Source organism: Streptomyces sp. NPDC088246, from assembly GCF_044741025.1.
Taxonomy (GTDB): Bacteria; Actinomycetota; Actinomycetes; order Streptomycetales; family Streptomycetaceae; genus Streptomyces.
This window is the reverse complement of sequence record NZ_JBIURV010000055.1, coordinates 20,123-40,771: the sequence shown is the minus strand read 5'-3', so window position 1 is coordinate 40,771 and position 20,649 is coordinate 20,123. Positions and strand designations below refer to the sequence as shown.

The following is a 20,649-nucleotide window of genomic DNA, read 5'->3' as shown; positions in this document are numbered from 1 at the left end:
TGGAAGAAGGCACTGAACCAGTTCTCACTCTTCTTCGAGGACCGGCTCAACACGAAGTGAAAGTCGAGGACTTACACAAAGTTTCGTACACGCCCCGACTGACATGGAGTGGCGTGGAAGGGCTTGTTGCAGCGGGGGCAGTGGCCTTCCACACTGTCCTGGTCGAGGCGGGTAACTCGGTGGTCTGCGCTGCCACATCGGGCGCAGAAGACCGCTGTGTGTCCATACCGTTGGTTGTACATCAGGTCAGCGACATCGTTCCCCCGCTCAGGTTCGGAGCCTTCGAAGGACAGCGGTGGCACTCGCGCAAGGGCGCATGCCGCACGGTCGTTGGATGGTCCCGCACGCCATGCGCCCGTGTTCGCCTTCGCGGTGGTTTGCAACAGTTGTGTCCCTAGTGGTGAGCGCAGCGCTGGTGCTCCTGGCGGGTGTGTTTGGGTCCTGTGCATGGACGTGCAATTAAGCCCGGAAGAGTACGAACGGACTTTGCCGCGGAAGCGGGTCGCCGCGGGTGTTCTGTTCTTTGACCCGGAGGGGCGGGTGCTGCTGGTGGACCCGGTCTACAAGCCCTTGTGGGAGATCCCCGGCGGTGCCGTGGAGTGGGACGAGTCCCCTCGCGCCGGTGCGGTACGGGAAGTCAAGGAGGAACTGGGACTGGAGTGGGAACCGGGACGGCTCCTCGGTGTGGACTGGCGCGGGGCACGGCCGGGGCGCAGTGAGGGCCTGGTCTATGTGTTCGACGGCGGGGTGCTCAGCGGGGATCGGCTGGCGGGGGTCCGCTTGCAGGCGGAGGAACTCGGGGCAATGGAGTTCGTCGCGGTCGACCAGATCCGGGAGCGTTTGGTGGAGCGGCTCGCGGTGCGGGTGGAGGCGTGCGTGCGGGCCCGCGAGCAGGGGCTGACGGTGTACCTGGAGTACGGAGTGCCGATGTAGGGAGAACGCGCGCGCTGGTATTCCGGCCCGGTGTGGGGCCGGAACACCAGCACTTGGTCAGCTGGCCTGCGCGTGGGGCTGTTGTGCCGGCTGGGTGGTGGTAAGGGCGCGGCCCACGGAGCGATGGAGTGCGTCGTGGATGCCGTCGGCGTAGAGGAGTCCGCCGAGGTCGGCACGGGCTTTGGCGAGGGGCGACTGGGCCTGGTAGGCGGATGCTCCGACGAGGAGGGAGAGTTCGGCGGTCGCGCGGTGGGCGGTGTCGACGGCGTGTGCTTTGACGCCCCGGGACCAGGTGTCGCTGTGGGGGCTGCCGGCGGCGGTGAGGGCGGCTGCGCCGATAGCGTGGAGGAGTGCGGCGTTGAGTTCGGCGTGTGTGCGGCCGAGGGTGACCAGAGCGTTGTCGCGCAGGCGGCGGATGAGGCGGGTGTCGAGGCGGGCGGTCAGGTCGACGGTGACGGCGGTGTGAGCTCCGGCGGCGGTTCCCAGCGCGGTGGCGGCGACCAGCGGCCGGAAGTGGGCGAAGTGTCGGCGGAAGACACGCAGCCCTTCTCCGGAGCCGCTGAGGAGATCCTGTGGGTGCAGGGGGACGTCGGTGAGGGAGAGTCCGCCCCAGGCCCAGCCGCCCAGTCCGGCTGGCGGAACGGGCCGGCGTTGCAGGCCGGGGGTGTCGGCGTCCAGGACGGCTGCGGTCAGGGCTCCGGCCGGATCTTTGAAGAAGACGACGAAGCCGCTGGCCTCGGTGAGGCGTGAGACCCAGCATTTCTCGCCGTTCAGCAGCCAGCCGCCACCGGGGCGGATCGTGGCCTGTGTGGTGATCTCCTGCAGGCGGCTGCCGCCGTGGCGTTCGGTGGCTGCGATGCCGACCAGGTCTCCTGTGGCGAGCCGTGCGGCCCAGTGCTGGCGGACCGGTTCGCGGGCATGGCGCAGGATCATCCGGCCGTGGCCGATGCCGACGGCGTCGCGCAGGTCCAGGTCGTGGAAGCCGCAGAGGAAGGCGGCCAGGGAGTCGGTCAGTGCAAGGGCGGGTGGTGCGAGGTCGGGGGTGGCGTCGGGCTGTCTGAGGGCGGCGAGGCGGCGGCGGAGGGCGAGCAGGCCGGCGCCCGTGAGCGGCCCGGTGGTGGCGAGGGCCTGGACGAGGTGGGTTTCCAGGACGTGCAGTTCGTCGAGTTCGCGCTCACCCAGCCCCGGCAGGGCCGGCTGGAGGGGAGCGATCCAGGTGGAGACGCAGAGAGGTTCCATGGTGTGTTCCCTCACGGTCAGCGGGCGGCGGGGCGGGGGCGGGCCGGGGAGCCGTAGACGGTGCTGTCGGCCGTGACGTCGCGGGTGACGACGGATCCGGCGCCGACCAGGGCGCGTTCACCGATGGTGATGCCGGACAGGATGGTCGAGCCCGAGCCGACCTTGCAGCCCGTTTCGAAGCGAGGCGGCAGGAGGGTGGAGGTGCGGTCCGTCTCGCGCCAGATCAGGTGCTTGTCGTTGACCGTGCGGATGCCTGCCCCGAGGAAGACGCCGTCCTCGAGCACGGTTTCCGAGGTGAGGTGGGAGAGGGGGGAGCAGCGGACGCGGTCGCCGAGGTGGCAGGCGCGTTCGATGACGAGGAAGTGGCCCAGGACGCTGTCGGCGCCCAGGTGGCTGTGGCTGCGGATCAGGGTGTGGTGTCCGACGGCGGTGTTGTCGCCGATCCGGGTGCCGGCGTAGACGACGGCGCCGGAGCGCAGGGTGGCCCCGTGGCCGATGTGGGTGTCCGCGCCGGCGCCGGGGTAGGTGTGGCCGACTGCGTAGCCCGTTTCCGGTTTGCCGACGACGATGTGGTCCTCGATGCGGACGCCGTCGCCGATGCGGGTGCCGCCGTGCAAAATCGCGCCGGCGCCGATGACGGCGTGGTCGCCGATCCGGACCGGGCGCAGGGTGCCCTGCTCGTCGGCCGGTTCGATCAGGGCGTGGGGGCTGATGCGGCAGCCGGTGCCGGTCTCCAGCAGTCCCATGGACAGTAACTGGGAAGGGGTGGCAGGCGGGGTGAAGGAGATGGGTGTCCCCATGAAGGGGCCTCCATTCGAGGGGTGAGGTGCCCCAACGCACTGACGAACCATTAGGGCTAGGACTATCGTCGGGACGAGCAGGAGCACGGTCAATAGGGCTAGGACTATCGCGTCAGGTTGTCCGAATCCGCATGAAACAGGAGGTACGGATGAACAGTCCCGCCTACCAGCAGATGGCCGCTGAGCTGCGCAGCGCCATCGAGGACGGGACCTACCCCCCAGGCAGTCCTTTGCCGAAAATCGTCGACCTCGCCCAGCGGTACGGGGTGGCGAAGCAGACCGCCCGTGAAGCCCTCGCCGAACTCGAGTCCGAGGGCCTGATCGACGTCGCCCGCCGCAGAGGCACGATCGTCCGTCCCCACCCCGTACGCCGGCGCCTCACCCGCAGCCGCCAGGTCTACCGTGACGAACGCGGCTACTACTTCGACTCCGCCGCACAGCCATGGACCGCCCTGGAACCCCCCACCGTGACCTGGGCGCCGCCCCCCCACGACATCGCCGCCCTACTCGGACTCCCCGAAGGACGGGAAGGAGAAGACGTCCTGCTCCGCGACCGCATCATGGGCGAGGCCGCCACCAACACCCCCTTGCAACTGGCGACCAGCTACCTGCCCGCCTCCCTGGCCCGCGGTACCCGCCTCGCCGAGAAGGACACCGGCCCCGGCGGCATCTACGACCTGCTCGAGCACATGGGCCACAGCCCCCTGGCCTGGGAAGAAGCCGTCAGCGCCCGCATGCCCACCCCCACCGAGAACGAACGCCTCCGCCTCCCCAGAGGCGTCGCGCTGCTGAGAATCCTCCGCACCACCACCGGACCCGACGGCACCGTGCTGGAAATCAACGACACCCGCATGTCCGCCGAGACCTTCGAAATCGGCTACAGCCTCACCCGGCACACCAGCGCCCAACAGACCTGACCCGCAGGTCCCACAGCCGGACACCACCTACGCCGAGGTCGCACCGTTGCTGGACAGTGCGACCCCGTCTACCAGGTACTCCCCCAGGGTCTGTCGGTCAGCGCAATATGACCGCGTACCCGAGGGGCTCGTGGGAAGGGATGGAGACGATGACTACCGCAGCCGGTTTGCCCGCTGTCCGAGAATCACTCCACCTCGCCCTGCTCGCCGACCCGCAGAGCAACGTCGGGACGGCTGAGCTGGCCGAAGCGGCCGTCGAGCACTACGCGCTGAACTACTCCAAGCACCCGCCACAGATCCTGTTCAACGAAGCACGCGAGGTCCGCCAGCTCCTCACCCCGGTCGTCCAGTCCGAGCCCGACGCTTCGTACGGGGCCGATATACAGCGGCAGGTCGGCTGGCTCTCGGCACTCCTGGGGAACCTGGCATTCCACCTGGACGATCTGACCGGAGCCCGTACGAGTCGGGCGCGGTTCTTGGCGCGCGTCCGGGCCGCCTGCTGTGCGTCGTCGTTGGTCATATGAGCACCCCATCCCGGCTGGCCTGTGGAGGGAGGCTGCCGGTGCGAGCAGCTGCTGGCGGGTCGGCGGCGGGTGATCCGTGGCGATGTCAGACCTGATCTGGTGAGGGAAGCAAATGACTGCGCCCGCATGTGAAGATTCCGGCCAAACCTCGTAAACCGGTGGCTCGCGCCTGCTGCAGCCTCATAGCGTCAGACGCGTCCTGGTGCCGCACCGGCCGGAACCACCGGTCGCTAGAGCCCAGGACAAGGGGGATCAACAAGGATGAGTTACACCAAGCGTGCCGCGGCCTCTGGGCTTGCCGCATTCGCGCTTCTCGGAACCTGCACGGCGGTAGCCACGGCCGCACCGGCACCGCGTGTGACCTACGAGCTGAAGACCAGCGTCAGCGCTGTCAGTCCGCAGGCTGCGACCAGCGCGGTCACGCCGAAGGCCGGGCAGCTCGTGTGCGGTGTGCCGGTCGTACGGACCAATGATTTCATTCGCACCTTCAAGTGCGAGACGGTCAACGCACGCATCGATGTCCTCAAGATCGTCAACGGGGCGCCGCAGTACGAGGGCGCCGCCACATTCCAGATCCAGGACGAGATGCGGCTCGATATCAGGCAGACCACCTGGAAAGAGCATCTGACCGTCTCCAATGTCCGCCTGGTCGGCAAGGCCAGCGGCATCACGATCACACCCGCCTATTCCGCCGGTGGAGCCTCGGCGAAGGCCAGCGGGGCAATCGCCCATGCCTTTGCCCTCAGCCAGGGATCGAAGCACACCGGCACCGTCACCTACAACGCCGGTGCCATCGTCAAGGGGAAGAAGAAGAGCGTCTCCCCCAGCCACACCTTCACCGGCACGAAGGCCGGGTACTCCCCGGCCAAGCTGGCGTGGAAGTTCGAGACAGCCCGGTGCGACAACATGGTGGGCGGGCGCCGCGCAGGCTGCGTCTTCCCCGCACACGCGCCGATCGACGGTCTCAACGGGGTCTCCTCCATGGCCTCGATCCCGTTCGTCAACGCCAACATGAAGCAGGGGCAGTCGGGACCGCACCACTTCGGCAAGCCCGGGGGCACCCCGCTGCACCGGATCACCAACCAGACGGCGATCGACGACAACCGCAGGCTCGCTTGCGCAAAGTTCCCGAGGCCAGCGGGCGGCCGGTACGGCTGGGTCGTCAAGCCGGCCCCGCCGGGCAAGACCAACTCCACCACCCCGTCCTGCGACGAGTACCCCTTCGCCTCCAGCAAGGAGGGCGGCAACAAACACCCCGCCGACCAGAAGATGAAGTGGGTACCCAAGGGCAGCAACGACGCCCAGGGACGTGCCCTGAACAGCTTCTACAGTCCCAACCGCGTCCTCGACGGAGACCCCTACTACATCAACATGGGGCCCTGATCACCCGGTGATCACTACCTGATGGTGCCCCGGTGCCGGCCTCCCGCACTGGGGCACCACCATCAGCCCGATTGAACTCTGAACTACGTTGTGGACTATGTTGCTTCGTCATATCAACATGACCCTCCGGCCGCTCGGCGAAGGCTACGTCGTCTCCCTCGCCGAGGAATACGACTACCCCGGCCCCTGGGAAGACGACCGCAGTATCCAGACCAACGGCACATCCGCCGCCCAGGTCAACTGCGTCACCGACACCGGCGACCTCGCACTCCGCATCGAACTCCACGACACCCCCCCGGAGACCGACACCAGCCGCGCCTGGCAGTACGGACCTGAAGACGTCGTGCTGTGCGCCGAGGACGGCTGCCTCACGCTCGCGGTCGCCTGCCAGGGCGACCTCAGTGAGTGGTGGCCCGACGACGAGCCACCGCTCGCTCTCCCGCCCAAGACTGCTGGCGGGTCACTGCGGGTGCGCCTGTACGGGCGGGCGGATTCCAGCGAATACGGCATCGGAGACCGGGGAGAAACCCACCTGCTCCAACTCTGGCCCGACCCCGAAGCCGCAGCGCCGTAACTGCACGAGCGCTCCGGGAAGCCCGGTTCGCCCACGACTGCTCGGTCTGGGAACCGCCGCAGGCCAAAGGCCGCTGAACCCGACTCTCCGGCGATCGTCGGTGCCGACCGCGCCCTGGGCAAGGGCTGTCTCGTCGGTGCCGGCAGCACTATTGGGGACCGTGTGAAGATCGGTAACTACGCAGGCGTGTTCGGCGCGAGCGTGGCCGACGAGGCGGTGATCAGCCCCGGTGTTCTCCTCCTGGAGGACCCGGCCCCGCGGGCCACGACTCCCGAGGGCCGCCGCAAGGGCCCCGACGACTGGACCCGGCACCCCGTCACCATCGGTACCGGGGCGACGATCGAGGCCGGTGCGGCCGTTGCTCCTGGAGTTACCGTCGGCGCGCACGCCCTGGTCGCGGTCAGCGCGGTCGTGCTGCGCGACATGCCCGCCCACGGCCTGGTCATCGGCAACCCGGCCCGTCAGGTGGGCTGGGTATGCCGGTGCGACCAGACCCTGGACCCGGTGCTGCACTGCACCACCTGCCAGCGCGGCTACCGACGCGACGGAGACGAACTGACCGAGCACCAAGTTCCACCGCCGGAGTGAGAATCACACCGGTTTGTCACTGTTCTGTGCCAGACCGTGGCCGCGTGACGGTCCCGCGAGCGGTGCGGTTAGCGTCCCGACCCATGAGCACCACGCACCTGCCTCCAGCGGAGTACTACGCCTCCCTGCCCAAGCACATCGCAGGCGCCGGGGCAATCATCCACAACTCCGGCGGCCGCATTCTTCTGGTCCGGCCGTCCTACGGCGACGGCACGTGGGAGATCCCCGGCGGCGGACTGGACACGGGAGAGGACCCGCAGCGTGCGGTCCGGCGTGAGGTCAAGGAAGAGCTCGGCTTCGACCTCACCCTGGGCCGGCTGCTGGCCGTCGACTGGGTACCGGAGCAGCTCGACGGGCGCCCGCCGCTGGCGAACTTCATCTTCGACGGCGGCCTGATCACCCAGGAAGAGGCCGAGACACGGATTCACCTCGACACCGACGAGCTCACCGCATGGCAGCTGGCTGCCCCCGACCAGTGGGACACGCTCCTCGCCCCGCACATGGCCCGCCGCCTGCACGCCTGCTCCCGTGCCCTGACCCAGGGCACGGCCGTCTACCTGCATCACGGATTCGACCCCACCCGCCACCAGACCTGACGCCCACCGCCCCTTCCGGCCCGCGTACAGGCGCTGACCGGAACACCACCGTGAACACCCCACTTAGAACCCCTAACGAAATGGGATGGCGGATGTGCCCCTGCCAGGGCAGGGCTTCGGCGTAGTCGCGGGTTGAGCGGGTTGTCCTGTATGCGGGCCCGGAACGAAGGGCAGGCACGAGCTTCCAAGATCGTGTGGGTGTCGAGTCCAGTGATCCCTACGGAAGTCCGTGCCTGCCGTCGTATCTTCTCCGATCTCGCCCGTCCTTGACCAACTCTGCGATCAGCCTGACGCCGCTGAGGATGAACTGCCCGGGCTGCTGGCCCGGTTGGCCGAGGTTCCCGACCCCCGCAAGCCGCGCGGCGTGCGCCATAGCCTGGTGTACGTGCTGGCACTGGCGGCCTGCGCGGTGCTGACCGGCGCGACCTCGCTGCTGGCGATCAGCGAGTGGGTCGCCGATGCGCCACCGGCGGTCCTGGACCGTCTCGGCGTGCGCCGCTGCCCGCTGAGCGGCACCCGGCCGGTGCCGTGCGAGACGACCATCCGCCACACCCTGGCCCGCCTCGATGCCGATGCACTCGACCGGGCGGTGGGCGCCTGGCTGGCCGACCGCCGCATCCAGCCCGGCCCGAAGGCCCGGCGGGCGGTGGCGGTGGCGGTGGACGGCAAGAGCCTGCGCGGTGCCGCCAGGGCCGGCGGCCGCAAAATCCACCTGCTGGCCGCACTCGACCACACCAGCCGCCTGGTCCTCGCTCAGCTGGACGTCGGGGACAAGACGAACGAGATCACCTGCTTCCAACCCCTGATGGACGCCCTCGCCGACCTGGCCGACACCGTTGTGACCAGCGACGCCATGCATACTCAGCGCGAGCACGCCGAGTACCTCGCCAGCCGCGACGCCCACTACATCGTGATCGTCAAAGGGAATCAGAAGAAGCTCCGCAAGCAGCTCAAGGCCCTTCCCTGGCAGCGGATTCCGCTCCAGAGCCGCACCTGCGAGAGCGGTCACGGCCGCGGAGAGATCCCCCGCATCAAGGTGTGCACGGTGAACAACCTGCTCTTCCCCGGCGCCCGCCAGGCCGTCCAGCTCAAGCGGCGTCGCGTGAACCGCAAGAACGGCAAGGTCAGTATCAAGACCGTCTACGCGGTCACCAGCCTGAGCGCCGAGCAGGCCACACCTGCTCAGCTCGCGAACATGATCCGCTCGCACTGGCAGATCGAGGCCCTGCACCACGTGAGGGACACCACCTTCGCTGAGGACGCCTCACAGCTTCGGACCGGGAGCGCGCCCCGCACCATGGCGACCTGGCGCAACCTCGCCATCGGCGCCTTACGCATCGCCGGCACCCACAACATCGCCGCTGCACTCCGCGCCAACTCCCGCGACCCAAAACGCCCGCTCGCTCTCCTCGGCCTCACGTGATCACAAACCGGACATCACGCGACGATGCCGAAGCTCCGCGCCCAAGGGTCATACCTGAGATGAAGTCAGGAGCGGCTCAGGGGCAGCTCGGGGTCGTCTCCTGATGGCAGGGCAGGCGCGTCCCACGAAGATCCTCCGTATGACTTCGAACGCATACCGCCTGGCTCGCCCTCGGCCCGGACACAGGCGGCTGCTCATTGTGGCGCCGGTCCTCACGGCTGTAATCGCCGCAATGGGCGCAGCCTTTCCTGCCCAAGCCGTCCCCACGTCACGACCGCCTGCGGCTGCGGCACCCCTCCCCTCGCTGGACCCGACGGTGCTTCAACAGGCGATCTCCAGTGCACCGAACCGGGTCACAGCGGTGCTGGCCCGGGTGAGCGGACCGGACGGCCACTGGTCGGGGGTATCGGGAGTGGCCGACACGGTGACCGGCGAGCAGGTGCCGGTCGACGGGAGGTTCCGGCTCGGCAGCGTCACGAAGACGTTCATCGCGACAGTGGTGCTGCAGCTTGCCGCCGAGCACCGGGTCGATCTGGACAGCCCGGTGCAGGACTATCTCCCGGGTGTCCTCCCCGCCGATTACCCGCCGATCTCGATCCGTCAGCTCCTGAACTTCACCAGCGGCCTGCCAGAGTTGACCCCTGAGGATCTTCCGACGGACCCTCAGGGGATCGTGGCCCACCGGTTCGACGACCACCCGCTCTCCCAACTGGTCGGCATGGCGGTCCGGCACCCGAGGCTGTTCGACCAGCCCGGCAGCATGCAGGTGTACGGCGCCACCGGGTACTACGTCGCCGGGATGCTCATCGAGAAGCTGACCGGGCAAAGTTATCAGCGGGAGATCACCGATCGCATCCTGCTCCCACTGCACCTGCGGGTCACCACGGCACCGGAGACGGATCCGACGATCCCCGGCCCGCACGCGCACGGTTACATCGCCGTCCCGCAGCCCGATGGCAGCAGCCGTCTGGTGGACATCACGGAGCAGAACCCCGGCGCCGGGGGAATGATCTCCACCACGGCCGACCTCGACCACTTCATGACATCGCTGTTCCGCGGCCGACTTCTCCCGCCGGACCAGCTCGCCGCGCTGTTCACCGTCCCTGACGTCCCGTACCTGGGTGGTGGCGCCAACGACCCGGGCCACGGCCGGGCCTACTACGGTGCGGGCCTGATGCGCATCACCCTCCCCGACGGTGTGACCGTCTGGGGCAAGACCGGCAGCACCTTCGGCTACACCGACGGGATGTTCGCCACCCGCGACCTCCGCCGCCGACTCGCATACTCCTTCAACCCCGTCACCGGCGGCGGCAATGATCTCACCCTGGTCAACCGGATCGTCTCCGCCGCCTTCAACCCCTGAAGCATTTCGGGTGCCGGGACCAACGACCTGGGCAGTTCAACCGCCGGCCGTCATGCGCTCTCGCCAGCCCCTGACGGTCTCCCACTCGGATCACGGGGCGTCGAGAACTCCATGATCTTGGAAGCCCGCGCCTGCCTCGTGTCCGGACCAACCAACCCACTCGGACCCGGATCATTCGGACGATCCGCCACTTTGCCGAAGCCCTGCCTGCCAGGTCGAGGATCTCTCGGTACTCGCCGATGAAGGGGCAGTCGTGGACGACATTGTTCCGAGAGAGCTCATCTATCTTGCTGATGACGAGGGGAACAGCGTCACCGTCAACGTTCTGGGGCGTGATCCCAGGTGGTCCGCCGGGCTGGAAGCCGAGATCGTGGTCATGACGCCTTTCGTGTCCGGCCGTGTTGCCTTGGCGCTATACACCTCGAGACTGGAGAGCTGGGCGGATGCGCTGAACAGGCTCAATGCTGGCGAGGATGTTGCCTGGATGGAGATGAGCAGTGGGCCGTCGATCTTCATCCAACTCACCGGCGAGCGTGACTGTCCGGAGGTGGTCGTGGAGGACGAGTCGGGGTCCATGGTCACCGTTCGGGTGCCGCTCGTGCCGCCGGACGACTGGATTGCTGACCACCAACAGCGTCTGCAGCAGGTGATGAAGCACTGGGTTCCGCTGCTGTCAGCGTAGGGAGGCAAGCCTCCGCCTTGAAGCGTGGCCACACGATTGATGGCCTGGCCGACAGCGTCGACATCCTTCTGCGAGCCGGGGAAGAGCCGCTTCGTACCAGATCCATCGACGCGGTGGACAGGTCGTCCTGGTTCACGATCTTCCTGAACTCCACGGCGACGGCAGTGGTGGCCTGCTGCGGCGGACGCCGACCCACCACCATGGAGTCGGCCGACACCCCCGAGTCCGGCGCCCAACCTTGCAGGTGACAACAAGCCTGCCTATTACTCCAGTCGTAGATCGCGACATGACACAGCGTCATCTACGTTGAATCGGGGCTGGCTCGGACGATGACGGCCGGGTGCATCGGCATGTTCCGGATCTACTGTTTGTCCAGCGGATGCCCCAGTTGGGTCGACTTCACGGCTGGGTGCGTCGCTCGGCGGCGTCGAACGCGGGTGCGAGCGGGGCCAGCGCCGCGCGGAGCTGGTCGGGCAGTGAGCCGGAGGGCACGACCAGTCCTCCGGCGCCGAAACTCCCGGCGGCCCCTGCGCTCCCGGTCGGCTGGAGCCAGCCTTCCAGCGCGATGCGAACTGCCGCGGCCACGCTCGCCGCGAGAACGCGGGCTGTGTGCGCTCCGGCGTCAGCTAGGCGTTCGGCGATCACCGCCGTGAGAGGGGGCTCGATGCCGGTGGTGGTATCAAGGAACGCGTCGCGCAGCGCGGTCTGGGTGGTGATCAGCAGCAGCGCCTCGTGTTCGTGCTCACCGGTGTTCATGTACTGCTCGACCACTGCTTCGGTGACGGCGTCAGCCAGGCGCGCGCCTGCGGGCCGGGCCGCGACCGCCGCCGCGATCCGCGCCTCCCGGTCCGCGGTAACAGCGGAGACGATCGCCTGCTCGCGGCTGGCGAAGTAGTTGTTGTAGGTGCGCGGCGAGACCCCGGCCGCCTCGGCAATGTCCTCGACCCGCACCTGGTCCGGTCCGCGCTCAACGGCCAGGCGCAGGGCCGCCTCGCGTAGCGCCTCGCGCGTGGCCTGCTTCTTCCGCTCTCGCAGCCCTGGTGGTGGTGTCGTCACGGTGTCAGCGTTCCATACATGGCTGCGTGCACGCAAACTTGCGTGCACGCATTTTTCCTGTCAGCCTCGACCCGACCGAGACCGACAGAGAGGACGTCACCATGCGAGCAAGAGGAATGACCTACGACACCGGATTCGTCGTGCACGGCCAGATATCCCGCGAGCACTTCGACCCCGCGGTGGTCCGGCGCGAGCTCGCCATCATCCGCGACGACCTGCACTGCAACGCGGTCCAGATCATCGGCGGTGACCCGGACCGAATGGAGCTGGCCGCCGGTGCCGCCGCCGAGCTCGGCCTGGAGGTCTGGTTCTCGCCCTATCCGCTGGAGCTGAATCCGGAGCAGATCCTCACGCTCTTCCGCGACTGCGCCGAGCGAGCGGAACGGCTCCGACAGCAGGGGGCCACAGTTGTGTTCGTCGCAGGGGTCGAGCTGAGCGTGATGAACCGCGGGTTCCTGCCCGGAGAGAGCCCCGAGGAGCGGGTCGAGCAGCTGATGAGCCAACCCGAGCGGCGGGCCAAAGCGATGCGTGAGCTCGGCGTGCGCATCAACGCATTCCTCCGCGACGCCGCGGCCACGGTCCGCGAGCGCTTCCAGGGCAAGCTCACCTACGCATCCATCCAGTTCGAACAGGTCGACTGGACCCCCTTCGACATTGTGACGTTCGAGCTGATCCGCTCCGCCGAGGTAGCCGACCGGTTCCGGGACGCGGTGCGCACCCTGGCCCAAGGCCCAAAGCCGCTCGCCATCACCGGGTTCGGCACCGCGGCCTACCGCGGCGCGGGAGACCGCGGTGGGCGAGTGCTGGAAGTGGTCGAGTACGACCCAGAGACCAAGGCCCCAGTACGGCTGAACGGCATAATAGAGCGTGACGAGGCTGGCCAAGCCGTATATCTGAGCGAACTGCTGGAGATCTTCGAGACCGAGGGCGTGGACAGCGCGTTCGTGTTCCTGTTCGCCTTGCCTGGCTACCCCCACCGCCCGGACGGCGACCCCCGGGACGACTTGGACCGGGCCGGCCTGGGCATCGTCAAACTCCTCGAAGGGCGCCGGGGGCAGACCTACCCCGACATGGAATGGGAACCCAAGGCCGCCTTCGCGGCAGTGGCGCAGCGGTATCGGAGATGACAGGCCCCGCGCACGGTAACCACGGCTCGGGATCTGCACTGCGCCGCAGTGCAGATCCCGAGCAGATGGAAGCGGTATTCGCCGAACTCGCCGCAGACCTCGCGCCGGTCTACCGCCGCCGCGACCTGCGGGCCAACGGCGTGTTGTACCTGCGCGGGTTACTGATGCCGGGCGTTGCGGGCAACTGCTGGTCGATCGCGGAGGCAGTCGGCCTGGACCGACCGTATCGCCTGCACCACCTGCTCGAACGCGCCTGCTGGGAGGAGGACGCCGCGAGAGACGTGGTGCGCGCGTTCCTGACCCGGCACCTCGGCGCCGATGGCGGGGTCCTGATCTTCGACGAGACGGGGCAGGCGAAGAAGGGGACGAAGACCGCGGCCGTGGGTCGGCAGTATTCCGGCACGATGGGCCGGGTCGAGAACGTGATCGTCGCGGTGTACACGACGTACGCGACCAAGCGGGGCCACGCCCTCATCGACCGGGACCTGTACGTGCAGGCCGACTGGTTCGCCGATCCGGCGCGGATGGCGACGGCGGATTTCCCTAAAGATCACGCGTTTGCCACCAAGCCGGCGCTCGCCCTCGCGCAGGCGAAACGGGCGCTGGCCGCCGGGATCCGACCACAGTGGGCGACCGGGGACGAGGTGTACGGACGCAGCCGGGAGTTGCGCGAGTTTTTGGAAGGCGCCGGCATCGGCTATGTGTTCGCGGTGCCCGTCGACCACCAGCTCACCACCTCCGGCGGCGGGCGCATGCGCGCGGACCAGGCACTGCACCTGGTCGAGCCGGACGGGTGGAACCGCCGCTCGTGTGGAGCGGGCGCGAAGGGCCAGCGCTACTACAACTGGGCGTGGATCGCCACCGACCACCCGCGCCGATGGCTGCTCATCCGCCGCTCCATCGCCGCCCCGAGCGAGATCGCGTACTTCTACGCCTACGCGCCCGAGGGCCATCCCTGCCCCCTGACCGACCTGGTCAAGATCGCCGGGATGAGATGGAAGGTGGAGGACGACTTCCAGGACTCGAAATCCACCGTCTCACTCGACCAGACCCAGGTCAGGCGCTACCGGGCGTGGAAACGCCACGTCACTATGGCCATGGCGGCCCTCGCCCTGCTCGCCGTGCTCGCGGCCATCGACAGGACCAGCCACCCCGCCCCCATCCTGCCCGACGATCCCGACCAGGACCCGCCGGCCGATTGCGGCGCGATCGCGCTTACCGTCCCCGAGGCCCAGCGACTGTTTCACCTGCTCACCATGCGCATCCGCGACCTACCGCCGCCAGCCATGCGCGCCCAGATCGCCCGGCATCTGAACTGGTCCGACTGGCGGCGACATCACCAGGCCCGAGCCCGCTGGCACCACTACCGAACCCGACTCGCCCTCGCTGAATGACACCGCGTCAGGTCGCGATCTACGACTGGAGTACTATGTGACAACTATCGCACTTTGGCTCAGGATTGTTTTATAGCAGGCCCGGAATTCGGCCGCGTCAGAACTGGAAATATATGCACTGGACGTGCGTGAAATCCGCGCGCAGGCCAGCGGCGCGAGTGCCCCATTCCGTGAAATACAACTCGGTGATGGCTTCCGCGACGATCGGATGCAGAACCTCCTCCGTCGCTCCGGCTTCCTGGAGCTCCAGGATCTGCTTCACGTAGGTGAGCGAGATCGGGGTGGTGATGGTGCGGATACGCCCGTCGTCCGAGCTGCCAGAGCACGTGAATCCGAAGTTCGCCGTCACCTCCACCATCATCCCGCTGGAAGTGGAAGCCTGCTCTCGCACCTGTGCCCTGACCTGCGGTTGCCACTCGGATTCCGTCTCGTCCACCAGGGCGGCCTGGAGCCGCTTCTGCAGGGTCGTCAGCTTCCCGGCGCGGTAGCGCTCAACCGTCCGGCGCGAGACGCCCAGGCGCTCCGCCAAGGCCTTGGTCGACCTTTTCGCCCGCGTGAGGCTGAAATCTTGGGTAGGTGTGGTCGATTCGAGTGGCCACGCCGTTCAGGCACCCAGGTCGTAGTCTCCCTACTCAGCACTGCGATAGAGCGGTCTGCGGCACGTGCGTGACGGTAGTTGTGCTGTACGGAGCCAAGGTCACCGTGACGTACATGAACATCAGTCGGCCTTCCTGAAGACCTCCGACATCCCGTCTCCCGTGTCATGGGTCAGCAGCCCCGTCGCGTCCGGCGCGATCAGGCCGATGCGAGTGGCCAGTTCCCGGCCGTGTACGTCGACGGCCGCCTCGATGAGGCCCGCGAGCGCGCCCAGCGCGGTCCGAGCGCGGAAACGGGCCACGGCTCCGCAACCGACGGCGACCAGCGCGGCCGGCCACCACCAGCAGGCGAGCAGCGCGTAGCCCGCGGCCCAGGCTGTGAGGCGGGCCGCGGCGCTGAAGGAGTCGCGGGCCGACTGGATCTGCCGTCCGGCGAGCTCAGGGAGGATCAGCCACAGACGCGGCCACAAAGCGGCGAGGTCCACGCCGTAGGCGGCCTCGACGCGGTCCGCCGTCGCCTGCATGCGATCGCCGTACCAGGTGGGGCGGGTCGGTTCGCGCAGCGCGATGCGGTCGCGGGCCTCGCTGAGGGCTTGGATCCGCGCCCATGTGCTTCTCGGGATCGTCACCGCGCCGTTCGCTCCGGCAGCAGTCGGGTTGGCGTGCGCGACGGCCTCCTCGACCTTCGCATCCCTTTCCTTCCATTGCCGCTCGCGTCGTGCAGTGCGGGCAAGCGACAGGGGGTCCCGGCCGAAGCGCAGCCAGTACTGTTCGATCGCGCCGCCGAGAAACTGCGCGGCAAGTGAGGCCGCAGCCGCGGTGAGCAGGACGAGCGCCGCCAGGAGTGCGGCGGTGCCGGTTCGGTCGAGTGCGGGGCGGGCGGCGAGGCCATCCAGGGTGGCGCGCAGCCGGTCGACGTCGTGCCAGTGGCGGTGCCCCAGGGTGGTGCCGATGGCTGTGACGGCGAGAAAGAGCGCACCGGGCAGCACCAGCAGGTTCAGCCAGCGTTCGGTGAGTTTGCTGCCCAGAGTGTCGAGGAGTGGGTTCATGGGGTCGGTGGCCCGGGGGTCACTCTTCGGGGCGCAGACGCCGTTTGTGCATACGCGTGTCATGGACGGCGCAGTGCGGGGCGGGCAGTAGGTCGCGGGCCCGTTCCAGTCGGCTGCAGCTGGCCGGTCCCGGGCACACAGCCACCTTGATGTGCGTCGCAACGCCAGGAGTGGTGGCACCCCGGGATTCGTTGAGCAGGCCCCGCGCGTCCCCGGCCTGGCGCAACAGGTGATCCAGGTGGTCGTAGCAGGCCGCCAGTACGGCGGCGTCCGCGCCCGACCGCAGCAGGGCCAGTGCGCGCTCGGCCGCCGCCTGGACCTCGGGCAGCCGCCGCACGTCGCCCGACGAGCCGAGCAGGGCGCACAGTGCCGCTGTTCTCTGGGCGAGAGCGGAGCGATCGGGCTGTACGGTCATTCCCCAAGTGTGCCGCAGATTGTGCACAGTTGGTGTTGGCTATTACGGCGGCGGAGTCGATAGGGGGCGGCAACGTGCGGGATGATCGGGACCGGCTGGTCCGGGCGATCCGTGATCGCGTCATGCAGTACGGGACTGCGGACGGGCGTGTGAACAGGGACGCCGTGTTCGGCGACAAGGCGGATGCTGAACTTCGGGCACTGCTGAGGACCGCCGACATGAGGACCGACCTGGAGGCCCGGCACGCGGCCGGCTGGCTCTGTGCCGTCCGCGCGACGGCCGACCCGGGGGACCACGGCCGCCTCCACGGGAGCATGGCCGGAACCCTGCTCTTTCCGGTGTGGGTGGCCGATCCGCGACTCGTGCCGCCCCAACTGGCGGCGGTCTTTGCAGTCATCGACCGTGCTGTGCACCCCGACCCGGCGAGCGCCGACGGTCCCGCCGAGTGGGCAGGCGAGTGCGCCGCCCTCGTAATCGCTGCGGAGGGACAGCAGGACAATCCGCCGCCGGACGCCTCCGAAGATGTCCTCCGGCTCTACGAGTCGGCCGCGCGGTACGGCGCCATGACCCCCTCGCGCGAGGTGCATCTCGTCACCGCTATCGGGTGCGGCACCCTCGCCGTCCTCGCGACTCCGGACAACGACCCCGAGTCCGCGGCTCGGCTCGAGGGTCTGTCCTACGCAGTGGCCCTCGCCGGGATGACCTGGCCGTTCGGAGACCTGGGCGTCGCTCGGGTCCGGTTCGGCCACCGTGTCCTCGAGAGCATCCCGCCCGACTCCCCAGACCGGCTCGTCGCCCTCAGCGATCTGGGCATCCAGCTCCTGGAGCGCTACCGACGGTCATACGACCCGGAAGACCTGCACGAGGCGGTCGGCATCGCGCGTGACGTGCTGGCCCAACTGCCGCGGGAGAGCCCGCATCTGTCCCACTGTCTCAGCGCCCTGGGGAGCGCGCTGTTGACACTCCGGGAGCAAGAAGACAGCACCCCCGAGGAGTACGACGAGGTGGTGGACCTGTTCCGCCAAGCCGCCCCCGACGATCCGAAGGGGCCGGCGGTTGCAGGCCTCAACCTGGGCCTCGCGCTCGTACTGAGGGCCCAGCGCGCCGGCCGGGTGGACGACCTGGACGAGGCAGTCCACGTGCTGACCGAGGCACTCCGAGCGTCCCGGGATCCGGAACAAAGCGCCGCGATCCGCCAAGTCCTGGGCAGCGCGGCCCTGATCGGCGGCGATCCGGCCGAGCTGGAGACGGCGATCACGCACCTCTCCGCCATGGCCGACACATCCTCGGAGCTGACGCCTCATACCGCGCCACAACTGCTCGCTCCCGCCTTGGCCCGATACGCCCGGTACGAGCGCGATCCGGAAGGAAACAGGGCGGATCTGGCGGCGGCACTGCGGCTCCTGCGGCAGGCCGTGGCACTCCTGCCGCCGGACCACCCGCTGCGGCCTGAGACGCTCCACAGCCTCGGCCAGGTACTGAAGAGCAGCTACGAGCGGCGGGGAAAACAAGAGGAGGTGAGCGAGGCCGTGCGAGCTCAGCGGGAGGCGGTGGCACTTACCCCCGAAGGGCACAAGATGTTCGAAACGCGGATGCTCGACTTAGGCATGGTGTTGACTTTGCGGCACCTGCTGACCGATGACGGCGAGGACCTGCGAGAAGCCCAGGAGTGCTGGCGCAGGGTGGTGCCATCGCCCGGCCTGGACCGCGCGGCCCACGCGACGCTGCTGGACAAGGTGGGGGCCATTCGGTTCACGGCCATTGCGCGCGCCCCCGAGTCGGTTGCCCAACTCGATGAGTCAGTAAGGCTCTTCAGGGATGCACTCGCCCTCACCCCGGAGGGCGACCCGCTGTTGCCCAACCGGCACCTCGGCCTCGCCGCCGCCCTGTTGGCCCGCTTCGCGCACACGCAGCGGCGCGGCGACGCCCGCGAGGCACGCAAGCTGGCCGACATGGTGATCGCGGCGCTGCCTCCGAACTCCCCCGACCTGCCGAACGCTCTGGCCGTGGCCGCAGGCTCGCGCATCGCGAGCTCACGCAACCACGTCCGGGACGAGGCGGTCACGCTGGCCCGCCAGCTGATCGAGATCACCCCGCCCAACCACCCCCGGCGCGCCCTGCGGCTGGCGAATCTCGGCCACGCCCTGGTCGTCCGAAGGGCGGGCCGCCTGCGAGCCGACCTGGTCAAGGCGGCTGAGGCGTACCAGGAAGGGGCCCTGCAACAGCACTGCGCCCCTTCCCAGCGCCTGGATGTCGCACGGTTCTGGGGCAACCTCCAGGCGGAGCTCGGTGACTGGGCAGGCGCATTGGACGGCTATGCGGTGGCGGTTGACCTCCTGCACTCTGTCGCGCCCCGCCACCTCGCCCGCGACGACCAGGAGATACTGCTGAGCCGAGCCGTCGGGCTGGGTGCCGCAGCGGCGGCCTGCGCGGTGCGCTGCGGCCGCCCCGGGCTCGCGGTCGGTCTGCTCGAACAGGCCAGGGGCGTACTCCTCTCCCACGCCTTCGACGCCGACAGCGATCTGACCCGGCTCCGGGAAGTGGCCCCGGACCTCGCCGACCGCTTCGAAGAACTCCGGGATGCCCTGGACACGGCTACCGACAGCCAGGATCAGAGGTTCCTCGAGGAAGAGATCCCTGGCGCCGCGCACGGCCCCGACGCCGGCGCCGATCTGCGGCAGCGACTGGCCGCCGAGTGGCGGGAGCTGACTGAGCGGATCCGCGCCAACCACCCGGAACTCGGCCTGCTGCGGCCGGTGCGGGAGTGGGACGAGCGGGAACTGCGCGCGACGGCCGCGGCAGGCCCGGTGGTGCTGGTCAACGTCTCCCCGTACGGGAGCGACGCACTGGTCGTCACCCAGCGATCCATCGACGCCGTACCACTCCCTGGGCTGGATCCAGCGACGACATCGGCCCGCTGGCAGGCCTTTCAGGACGCGCTGTCGCGTATCGAGACGCCCCGAACCTCCCGCACCGAGTCCCTGCGCGCACAACAAGTCGTCCGCGACACGCTCACCTGGCTGTGGCAAGCGGTCACCGGACCCGTCCTCGACCACCTGGGCATCCCGGCTGCCCCCGCCGGACCGCTGCCCCGTGTGTGGTGGGCGCCCGGCGGCGTCCTCGGCACCCTGCCGTTGCATGCCGCAACCCCCCAGGAGGGTGCGCCAGGTGCGTTAAACCGGGTCGTCTCCTCGTACACGCCGACTTTGCGAGCTCTGCACCACGCCCGGCAACGCGCCGCCCGCCCGGCGGGCACCGGTGCGCTCGTCGTCGCCGTCGGCCAAGCCAGCGGCCTCGCACCGCTGCCCGCCGTACACCGTGAAGCCGAACACCTCGCCCGGCTGCTGCCCAGCGTTCAGGTGCTGACCGGCGCGTCCGCCACTCACTCCTCGGTGGTCTCCGCCCTGCCCCGGTACGCGTATGCACACTTCGCCTGCCACGCCCTGGGGGATCTCGAGCGCCCGTCCGCCAGCCGGCTCGTCCTGCACGATCACGCCGAACATCCGCTCACTGTCCGCGACCTCGCCCGGCTCAGGCTGCCGTCGGTCCGGCTCGCCTACCTCTCCGCCTGCGACACCCTGCGGACCAGCCCCGAGCTCGCCGACGAGGCCGTCCACATCGTCAGCGCCCTCCAGATCGCGGGCTTCCCCCATGTCGTCGGCTCGCTGTGGCACGTCGACGACACGATCGAAGCCGGTGTCGCCCAGGACGTGTACGAGGCGCTGGGCACGGGCGACGGCGCACTGGACGTCGACCGGACAGCCGAGGCCCTGCACTCCGCCGTGTGCGCGCTGCGCGACACATATCCCCAGACTCCAAGCCTGTGGGCATGCCAGGTGCATGCAGGTCCCTAGGCGTTCTGCCCGGGGAGGTTCGGCCTCGGGACTGGTGAGCTCGCATGTTCAGGTGTCGCGTATTCGCGGCCGAGCCCAGATGCGGCTCGCGCTGAGTGATCTGCGCGAGCTCGGCGGCACCCGGCAGTCTGCTGGT

General features: G+C 68.8%; 19 protein-coding genes and 1 pseudogene. 14 read left to right on the top strand and 6 right to left on the bottom strand.

Going from position 1 to position 20,649, the window contains the following annotated elements; genetic code table 11:
* Positions 1-486: 486 nt before the first annotated feature.
* On the top strand, positions 487-933 hold the full coding sequence (locus ACIPEK_RS39430) for an NUDIX domain-containing protein (RefSeq protein ID WP_402006672.1): 447 nt from the start codon (positions 487-489) through the stop codon (positions 931-933).
* 57 nt (positions 934-990) lie between these two features.
* Here ACIPEK_RS39430 and ACIPEK_RS39425 read toward each other — a convergent pair whose 3' ends face one another.
* Positions 991-2,172, bottom strand: a complete 1,182-nt coding sequence (locus tag ACIPEK_RS39425) for an acyl-CoA dehydrogenase family protein (protein ID WP_402006670.1) — start codon at positions 2,170-2,172, stop codon at positions 991-993.
* A 17-nt stretch (positions 2,173-2,189) separates the two neighbouring features.
* Positions 2,190-2,972 carry a DapH/DapD/GlmU-related protein gene (locus ACIPEK_RS39420; protein WP_402006667.1) on the bottom strand — a complete coding sequence of 261 codons (783 nt, stop codon included), beginning with the start codon at positions 2,970-2,972 and terminating at the stop codon, positions 2,190-2,192.
* A gap of 149 nt (positions 2,973-3,121) precedes the next feature.
* On the opposite strand from ACIPEK_RS39420, the gene ACIPEK_RS39415 reads away from it, so the two are divergent.
* From ACIPEK_RS39415 to ACIPEK_RS39370, 10 genes are all read left to right on the top strand, one after another.
* On the top strand, positions 3,122-3,889 hold the full coding sequence (locus tag ACIPEK_RS39415) for a GntR family transcriptional regulator (protein ID WP_402006664.1): 768 nt from the start codon (positions 3,122-3,124) through the stop codon (positions 3,887-3,889).
* 149 nt (positions 3,890-4,038) lie between these two features.
* Positions 4,039-4,413, top strand: coding sequence for a hypothetical protein (locus ACIPEK_RS39410; RefSeq protein WP_402006661.1), 375 nt, complete (start codon positions 4,039-4,041; stop codon positions 4,411-4,413).
* Positions 4,414-4,674: 261 nt separating this feature from the next.
* Positions 4,675-5,796: a NucA/NucB deoxyribonuclease domain-containing protein gene (locus ACIPEK_RS39405; RefSeq protein ID WP_402006658.1), complete on the top strand. Its 1,122-nt coding sequence runs from the start codon at positions 4,675-4,677 to the stop codon at positions 5,794-5,796.
* 97 nt (positions 5,797-5,893) lie between these two features.
* The gene (locus tag ACIPEK_RS39400) at positions 5,894-6,370 is read left to right on the top strand and encodes a hypothetical protein (RefSeq protein ID WP_402006655.1); all 477 of its coding nucleotides are present in this window, start codon (positions 5,894-5,896) and stop codon (positions 6,368-6,370) included.
* 162 nt (positions 6,371-6,532) lie between these two features.
* The gene (locus ACIPEK_RS39395) at positions 6,533-6,958 is read left to right on the top strand and encodes a hypothetical protein (RefSeq protein ID WP_402006652.1); all 426 of its coding nucleotides are present in this window, start codon (positions 6,533-6,535) and stop codon (positions 6,956-6,958) included.
* Positions 6,959-7,041: 83 nt separating this feature from the next.
* Positions 7,042-7,554 (top strand): NUDIX domain-containing protein, encoded by a 513-nt coding sequence (locus ACIPEK_RS39390; RefSeq protein ID WP_402006649.1) that lies wholly within the window; start codon positions 7,042-7,044, stop codon positions 7,552-7,554.
* A gap of 229 nt (positions 7,555-7,783) precedes the next feature.
* Positions 7,784-8,977: an ISAs1 family transposase gene (locus tag ACIPEK_RS39385; RefSeq protein WP_402006646.1), complete on the top strand. Its 1,194-nt coding sequence runs from the start codon at positions 7,784-7,786 to the stop codon at positions 8,975-8,977.
* 316 nt (positions 8,978-9,293) lie between these two features.
* On the top strand, positions 9,294-10,340 hold the full coding sequence (locus ACIPEK_RS39380; RefSeq protein WP_402006643.1) for a serine hydrolase domain-containing protein: 1,047 nt from the start codon (positions 9,294-9,296) through the stop codon (positions 10,338-10,340).
* Positions 10,341-10,593: 253 nt separating this feature from the next.
* A complete protein-coding gene (locus tag ACIPEK_RS39375) occupies positions 10,594-11,022 on the top strand; it encodes a DUF5959 family protein (protein ID WP_402006640.1) in 429 nt (142 codons plus the stop codon).
* A 17-nt stretch (positions 11,023-11,039) separates the two neighbouring features.
* Positions 11,040-11,270: a hypothetical protein gene (locus ACIPEK_RS39370; RefSeq protein WP_402006637.1), complete on the top strand. Its 231-nt coding sequence runs from the start codon at positions 11,040-11,042 to the stop codon at positions 11,268-11,270.
* 151 nt (positions 11,271-11,421) lie between these two features.
* On the opposite strand, the gene ACIPEK_RS39365 is transcribed toward ACIPEK_RS39370, so the two are convergent.
* A complete protein-coding gene (locus tag ACIPEK_RS39365) occupies positions 11,422-12,078 on the bottom strand; it encodes a TetR/AcrR family transcriptional regulator (RefSeq protein WP_402006634.1) in 657 nt (218 codons plus the stop codon).
* A gap of 116 nt (positions 12,079-12,194) precedes the next feature.
* Here ACIPEK_RS39365 and ACIPEK_RS39360 point away from each other — a divergent pair, with 116 nt between their 5' ends.
* Positions 12,195-13,205, top strand: a complete 1,011-nt coding sequence (locus tag ACIPEK_RS39360) for a hypothetical protein (protein WP_402006675.1) — start codon at positions 12,195-12,197, stop codon at positions 13,203-13,205.
* A 65-nt stretch (positions 13,206-13,270) separates the two neighbouring features.
* Positions 13,271-14,599, top strand: coding sequence for an IS701 family transposase (locus ACIPEK_RS39355; RefSeq protein WP_402006631.1), 1,329 nt, complete (start codon positions 13,271-13,273; stop codon positions 14,597-14,599).
* Positions 14,600-14,696: 97 nt separating this feature from the next.
* On the opposite strand, the pseudogene tpg reads toward ACIPEK_RS39355, so the two are convergent.
* From tpg to ACIPEK_RS39340, 3 genes and pseudogenes are all read right to left on the bottom strand, one after another.
* Positions 14,697-15,155, bottom strand: a pseudogene (tpg, locus tag ACIPEK_RS39350) (telomere-protecting terminal protein Tpg); the annotation flags it as partial.
* Positions 15,156-15,317: 162 nt separating this feature from the next.
* Positions 15,318-16,244: a hypothetical protein gene (locus ACIPEK_RS39345; RefSeq protein WP_402006628.1), complete on the bottom strand. Its 927-nt coding sequence runs from the start codon at positions 16,242-16,244 to the stop codon at positions 15,318-15,320.
* Positions 16,245-16,263: 19 nt separating this feature from the next.
* On the bottom strand, positions 16,264-16,659 hold the full coding sequence (locus tag ACIPEK_RS39340) for a hypothetical protein (RefSeq protein ID WP_402006625.1): 396 nt from the start codon (positions 16,657-16,659) through the stop codon (positions 16,264-16,266).
* A gap of 74 nt (positions 16,660-16,733) precedes the next feature.
* Here ACIPEK_RS39340 and ACIPEK_RS39335 point away from each other — a divergent pair, with 74 nt between their 5' ends.
* Positions 16,734-20,513, top strand: coding sequence for a CHAT domain-containing protein (locus tag ACIPEK_RS39335; RefSeq protein WP_402006622.1), 3,780 nt, complete (start codon positions 16,734-16,736; stop codon positions 20,511-20,513).
* Positions 20,514-20,649: the final 136 nt, after the last annotated feature.